At 47.4% G+C, this 6,574-nt stretch carries 5 protein-coding genes; all 5 read left to right on the top strand.

The window, feature by feature from the left end:
• The coding region (locus MSA64_RS03155) for a carbohydrate ABC transporter permease (protein WP_287890506.1) at positions 1-388 on the top strand (388 nt) is incomplete at its 5' end.
• A 260-nt stretch (positions 389-648) separates the two neighbouring features.
• A complete protein-coding gene (locus tag MSA64_RS03150; RefSeq protein WP_117526033.1) occupies positions 649-1,602 on the top strand; it encodes a carbohydrate kinase family protein in 954 nt (317 codons plus the stop codon).
• Between the two features lie 22 nt (positions 1,603-1,624).
• Positions 1,625-2,983, top strand: a complete 1,359-nt coding sequence (locus MSA64_RS03145) for a family 4 glycosyl hydrolase (protein ID WP_287890504.1) — start codon at positions 1,625-1,627, stop codon at positions 2,981-2,983.
• A gap of 80 nt (positions 2,984-3,063) precedes the next feature.
• Positions 3,064-4,416 (top strand): M17 family metallopeptidase, encoded by a 1,353-nt coding sequence (locus MSA64_RS03140; RefSeq protein ID WP_287890502.1) that lies wholly within the window; start codon positions 3,064-3,066, stop codon positions 4,414-4,416.
• A gap of 229 nt (positions 4,417-4,645) precedes the next feature.
• Positions 4,646-6,223, top strand: a complete 1,578-nt coding sequence (locus MSA64_RS03135) for a hypothetical protein (RefSeq protein ID WP_287890501.1) — start codon at positions 4,646-4,648, stop codon at positions 6,221-6,223.
• Positions 6,224-6,574: the final 351 nt, after the last annotated feature.

The following is a 6,574-nucleotide window of genomic DNA, read 5'->3' as shown; positions in this document are numbered from 1 at the left end:
GGAAGAGTCAGCCAAACTGGACGGCTGCGGATTCTTTCAGACTTACCTGAAAATCATGCTTCCGTTAAGTAAACCGGTAATCGCCGTAGTTGGACTGTATACCGCAGTAAATCACTGGAACGACTGGTTTGCAGGAGCATTCTATGTCAACGACACCAAACTGTGGCCGGTACAGACCGTTCTGCAGCAGATGTTGACAAAAGCAATGAATTCACAGCAGGAAGTAACTTCTGTTGCACAGGCACTGGCGCATAATACCGTGTCTGTAACATCCGATTCTCTGAAGATGGCAGCAGTTGTTGTTACAACCGTTCCGATTCTCTGTGTATACCCGTTCGTGCAGAAATACTTTGCACAGGGCGCGATGATCGGTGCAGTGAAAGGTTAAGTTAAATATTAAAAGGTTCTTTGCCTCGTTCAGCATTTATATAGAGATGAATCTATGAGCGATGCGGGGAACCTTTTTCTGTGAAAAAAATAAGGTTGAAAATTACTGTTTCTGAGAAAAGTCAAAAAAGCAGATTTTATAGAGAAAAAAGAGAGAAGTATAAAAAAATACACCACATGGTGCTGCAGAATTATGATACAATGAACAAAACGGACTGCGGAAGTGACAGAAAATCCGGGCACACGAGAGAGGGAGAAGGTATGAACGCGAAAAAATGGGATGTTTATGTATACGGCGATGTCAACATTGATATCGTGATCCCGGGAGTGGAAAAATTTCCGGAACCGGGACAGGAAGACGAAGTTTCCGTGATGGAAACATTTGTCGGCGGCGGCGCCGCATTATTTACCCTGGGAGTCGGCAAGCTGGGACTTCACCCGGTCTTTCAGGGAGAGGTGGGAGATGACTGTTACGGCGAACTGATCCGGAACAAATTTCGGGAAAGCCATGTAGATGATTCTCTGCTTGTGATAAGTAAGGAGTTAAAAACGGGAATCTCACTGAGCTTTACCAATGAAAAAGACCGCTCCTTTCTGACCTATCGGGGGACCAACGAAAAGATCAGTATTGTCAATGTAGATGTAGAAAAAGTAAAAGAAGCCGCACATATCCACGTGACCGGCTATGCAGGTTCCATCAATCATAACGAATATCTGGAACTGTTAAAGAAGATCAAGGCAGAGACACAGGCAACGGTATCCTTTGATGTCGGCTGGGATTCCACCGGCGAGTGGAAACCGGAGATCCGGGATCTCTTCCCGTATATTGATGTGCTGTTTATGAATGAGACAGAAGCAGAACACTACGGAAGAAAAGAAAGTGCTGAGGAAGCTGCACGGGAATTTGCCCGGACTGCAGGTATGGCGGTTATCAAGATGGGCAAAAAAGGTTCCATCGCAGTGAAAGACGGCAGGTTGTATCAGGCCGCACCGTACATAGTGGAAGCCGTGGACACCACAGGAGCCGGAGATTCCTTTAATGCGGGATTTGTCTACGGATTCCTGAGAGGAAAATCCATGGAAGAATGCCTGAAATGCGGAAATGGGTGCGGAGCACTCTCCGTAACCGCGCTGGGTGGCAATACCGGATTTCCGACAGAGGAGAAGCTGGAAACATTTATCAAAAACCAGGAAACTATTGAGAGAAACAAATAGAGACAACAAGGAGGAAAAGGTTATGAAAATTGCAGTTATCGGAGGAGCAGGTGTACGTACCGTAATTTTTATCAACGGACTTTTAAAAAGATATAAAAAACTTCACATTGACGAAGTCGTACTCTACGATATCCAGGAAGAAAAACAGAGAATCATTGAAAAGTTATGTAAACATGTAGTGGAGAGAAACCACGAAGAACTGAAAGTATGGGCGGTATCCGATCCGGTGGAAGCCATCACTGGAGCAGATTATATCGTAACCACATTGCGTGTCGGCGGAGACCATTCCCGTGTTGTAGATGAAACAATCGCTCTGGATCTTGGCGTGATCGGACAGGAGACAACCGGTGTCGGCGGATTCTCCATGGCAGTTCGTACCATTCCGGTTCTGATGGAATATTGTGAAATGATCAAAAAATATGCACCGGATGCATGGATCTTCAACTTTACCAATCCGTCCGGTCTGGTAACACAGGCACTGCGAAGCGCCGGATACGACAAGATCATCGGTATCTGTGATGCTCCAAGCAGCACCAAGTTCCGCATGGCACACGATCTGGGGGTGGAAGAAGACGATCTGTATGTAGAATTTTTCGGATTAAACCACCTGTCCTGGATCCGCAGCGTAAAGAAAAAAGGCGAGGAAATCTTACCGGAACTGCTGGCGGACGATGCATTTTTACAGGGGGTACAGGAATTCTCCATGTTTGATCCGGACCTGCTCCGTTCCATCGGATTCCTGCCGAACGAATATCTGTACTACTACTATCACAGAGAAAAAGCACTGGAAAATATCCAAAAATCAGGTGCAACCAGAGGAAAGACCATCGAGAACGTTAATATTCAGATGATGGACGAACTGAAGCATATGGATATCGATGCCGATCCTGAAGGCGCACTGCAGATCTTCCTGTATTATATGCAGGTTCGTGAGAATTCCTACATGAGCATCGAGTCCGGTCTGGCAAAACGTCCGCTGCTGGAAAAAGGCCAGCTGGAAGTACCGGACGGTATGGGATATGCAGGGGTTATGCTGGACTGCATCGAAGGTATGCAGAGTGAAAAAGGAAAATATCTGGTACTGTCCGTAGAAAATAACGGAAGCATCCCGGGACTGGCAGATGAAGATGTGATCGAGACTACCTGTCTGGTATCCAAAGACGGCATCCATCCGGTCAGAGTTGAAGAAGTACCGGAACATTGCTATCTGTTGATCCGTCTGATCAAAATGTACGAAAAACTGACCGTAGAGGCAGTCAAAAATCAGTCCAAAGAAACCGCTGTACAGGCGCTGATGTTACATCCGCTGGTAAATTCGTATTCGCTGGCAAAACAGCTGGTAGATAAATATGACGAGGTTTATGGGGGAATCTTTCACTGATATCTGAGTGATAAAATAATAAGGCAATCAAGGTTTCCCCTGTATAACCGGGAAATTGTGTAAATATACAGGGGAAAAGTATGTGGGGTGTGGATAAGATGAAGATCCGATGGACGAATCAGGCAGAAGAACAGCAGGCAGAAGTTTTCTTGGAGAAAGGAAGGGCGACACCGGAAAACTTCCGGAAACTTGGGAAAAAACGGGGCGGTGACTGCTGGATCGTGGTAAAAAAAGAAGGATTTTCCGAAAAGGAATGGATACAGATGCTGTGCAATGGGGTGTGCAGCCTGTACGATGGTGCATATCAGTTTTCCCGGAACGGAGTGAAGATGCTGGGAAAACAGAAAGTATACGAAAACAGGGATTCACTGTGTGATTATGGAGATACCTGTTATACATTTGTATTGGAAGGCTCGGCGCAGGAAATAGCAGCGCTGGAGCGTGGGGAATTATTGGGACGTTGTAAAGGACATGCGAGAACTCTTGGAAATCTGCCGAACAATTACTTACATACTGAAGATTTAGCATCGTATGCACAGACGCTGGCGCAGGAGCTTGGAATCGACTGTGAAATTTATGGAGATCAGAAGCTGGAAGAACTTGGATGCGGCGCTCTTTTAGCAGTCAATCAGGGAAGCCGGAGAGAGGCTGCCATGGTAGTGCTTCGCTATGAGGGCGCACCGGGGGCAGACTGGACCGCACTGGTCGGAAAAGGACTGATGTTTGATGCCGGGGGGTATCATCTGAAGTCTGTCGATGGCATGAACGGCATGAAGTACGATATGTGCGGGGCAGCGGAAATGCTGGAGATGCTGGAGTATCTTGCTATACAGAAAGTCGAAAAAAATGTGATGGCAGTGCTGATGCTCGCAGAAAATGTGATCAGCCCGGATGCGGTAAAGATGGGCGATGTGATCACGACGCTGGCAGGAAAGACCGTGGAAGTCTACAACACCGATGCGGAAGGACGGCTGGTATTGTGTGACGGTATCACGTTTGCGCAGCGTATGGGGGCGCGCACCGTGATCGACCTTGCCACCCTGACGTATTCGGCACAGAGCGCCCTGGGAGATCAGGTGGTTGCGCTGTTTGGCAATGAGCGGGAAGCGCTTCGCATCTGGGAAGAAACAGCGGAGCAGACCGGAGAATATTACTGGCAGCTGCCGATGGGACCGATCTACCATAAGATGATCGAATGGTCGATCTGTGCGGACTTTGCCAATTATGCCCCGGGGAAAGGGGCAGGTGCCAGCGTGGCGGCATGTTTCCTGGAAAATTTTGTGGAAGATGGAACACAGTGGATCCATCTCGATATGGTGGGACCGTCCGTGGTACGCAAAGAAACCGATGAGATGGCAGAGGGAGCCAGCGGGGCGTGTATGAGTACCCTGGCGGCTTATCTGACGAGTACTGGTACATCGTTTTCGAAATAACCGTATCATTCATTTGTCTGCGAATCCGATTGCACAATTTAAAAAGCCTCAGCGTAGATCGCTACGCCTGCGTTTTTTGAACTGCACACTCGAATCCGTATCCTGCGTGAATGATACAGTTATTTACGAAACAATGTACCGGATAGCAATACACGGACGTAGAAGTTACGAAAACAGGAGAGAAGGGAAGTAGCGTTTCACAGAGAGGAAATGTTACGGGTGAAAAACGATGAATTTTACATTTGATGGCAATATCTCCAGAGAAGTTCTGGAAAATTACCTGTCCCGGAGTGTGACGGCAGCAGGTTTATATGAAAGCAAAACACTGGAAGATGATCTGCGTGCGATCCGGGAGATGGGTGTGAAATTTCTTGGAAGAGCATCAGGTATCTGGTATATGACGATGGATGACGAAGAGCATTTTCGGTTGTCAAAGGAACTGGCAGATAAAGTGCATGCCCAGGATCCGGAAGTGATCCTGCAGTCCTGCGTCTTTGAGTGGATCACACGCCGTATGGAGACAGTAGAGATCCCGGACTATGTGTTTGAAGCATTTGGTATGGAACCGGAACACCGGTGTTTTTGCCTGGATGATGCGTTGTTTACAGACGAATCCAGCGGATTTACCAGCAGGAGAGAGGATCCGGCAAAAGACGGGGGGATTCCGGATCTGTCCCGGCAGGAAGCAAGACTGTGGTTTTATTACCGGGCAACCCGATACATCGACTGTGGCTATGAGGCACTCCATATGGGGCAGGTGCACCTGTATACCGCGAACGATAAAGGAATGGCAAAAACAACAGAACTGTTCGGTATGATCCGCGAGTATGCGAAAATTCATGGAAGACGTCACAAGATACTGCTGGATGCACATACCCATGGGGTAAATATCCGTGGAAAATTGCTGTTTGATTATCATGCAATGCCATTTACCCGTATGCCGCTTCTGGAAGTGCCGGGAGAAGAGCTGGTACTGGTGCGCGAGGGCTACAGCGAAGGTGGAGAGAATCCAAATGGATGGTCCGCGAAAACTATGCCATACCTGATGGAATACGACAACTGGGGCGGACTGGTCGTTGATGACCGGAAAAATATACCGAGAGAAGAACTGGCCTGGAGAGACTGGTGGGGATACGACCAGATCGCCTGGTTTGCCAACCAGCCGGAGAAAGGCCGGAATCATTTTCTGGAATATACCTACAAGTGGACCGAAATCAATAATCCCAATGCATATTTCGAACTGCCGTTCCGCCGGATGATCCACAACGCGGAAGTGTCCATGAAGCGCGCAGATAACGGTCAGATGGATGCACAGGATTTCTATCAGATCAACACGAAGAGCGCAGCCTGCCCGATGGGATTCGATCAGGAAGAGACTGCAAAACGCCTATGGGCGACCGGCCACACGCTGCGGGAGAAGGCAGCCAATCCGGAGATGCTGATCCGCTATGGAGCAGAAAATGTCTGTGATGAAGAAACCGGAATGAAACTCCCGGAAAAAATTGTTGTTTACGGAAGTTTTCAGTCTCATGTGGGAGCGGTAAAGAATGACTCCAACAGTGAGCTGACCAGAATGTATTATATTGGTGATAATACGTATACCTTATCGGTGGTCATTCCGTTTGCGGGAACCTACGATTATTCTATTTCCACGTATGGAACGTTGTCTGCCACCTATCAGGCAGATGGCTATCCAAGGAGCGGTTCGTCGAATAAGGCATATTTCACTACCCGGAAAGATAATACCGTGGTACGGTTCCGCTATCAGTTCATCAGTAACAAGGTGACAATAGAGATGTTTGAATAAAAACAAAACGGGTGACAGATGTCGACAAAAACGGTATCTGTCATCTGTTTTTTTACGTTACGGGAAATTGCTTTCCTGTAACGTAAGAAACGTTCCGCGAGGATGCGCCTAGTACAGTGTTTTCAAAATAACTACACAATACACTTGTCTACGAATCCGATTGCACAGGTCTAAAAGTCTCAGCGTAGCCCGCTACACCTACGTTTTTAAACCTGCACACTCGAATCCGTATCCAGCGTGTATAGTATAGTTATTTATGAAACTCTGTACTAGTACATCGTTTTCGAAACGAGTTTTGTCTCACTTACAGGAAAGTACTTTCTGACAAGATGCAATATATAAATATGCAAA

The sequence above is a fragment of the Oliverpabstia sp. genome, assembly GCF_022785585.1.
Classification (GTDB): domain Bacteria; phylum Bacillota; class Clostridia; order Lachnospirales; family Lachnospiraceae; genus Oliverpabstia; species Oliverpabstia intestinalis.
Note: the sequence above shows the minus strand (reverse complement) of the source record. Positions and strands in the feature narration are given on the sequence as shown.

Bases quoted from the DNA above. Each gene is read 5' to 3' on its own strand.
- MSA64_RS03150 (WP_117526033.1), top strand. From the start codon at position 649: ATGAACGCGAAAAAATGGGATGTTTATGTATACGGCGATGTCAACATT.
- MSA64_RS03145 (WP_287890504.1), top strand. From the start codon at position 1,625: ATGAAAATTGCAGTTATCGGAGGAGCAGGTGTACGTACCGTAATTTTT.
- MSA64_RS03140 (WP_287890502.1), top strand. From the start codon at position 3,064: ATGTGGGGTGTGGATAAGATGAAGATCCGATGGACGAATCAGGCAGAA.
- MSA64_RS03135 (WP_287890501.1), top strand. From the start codon at position 4,646: ATGAATTTTACATTTGATGGCAATATCTCCAGAGAAGTTCTGGAAAAT.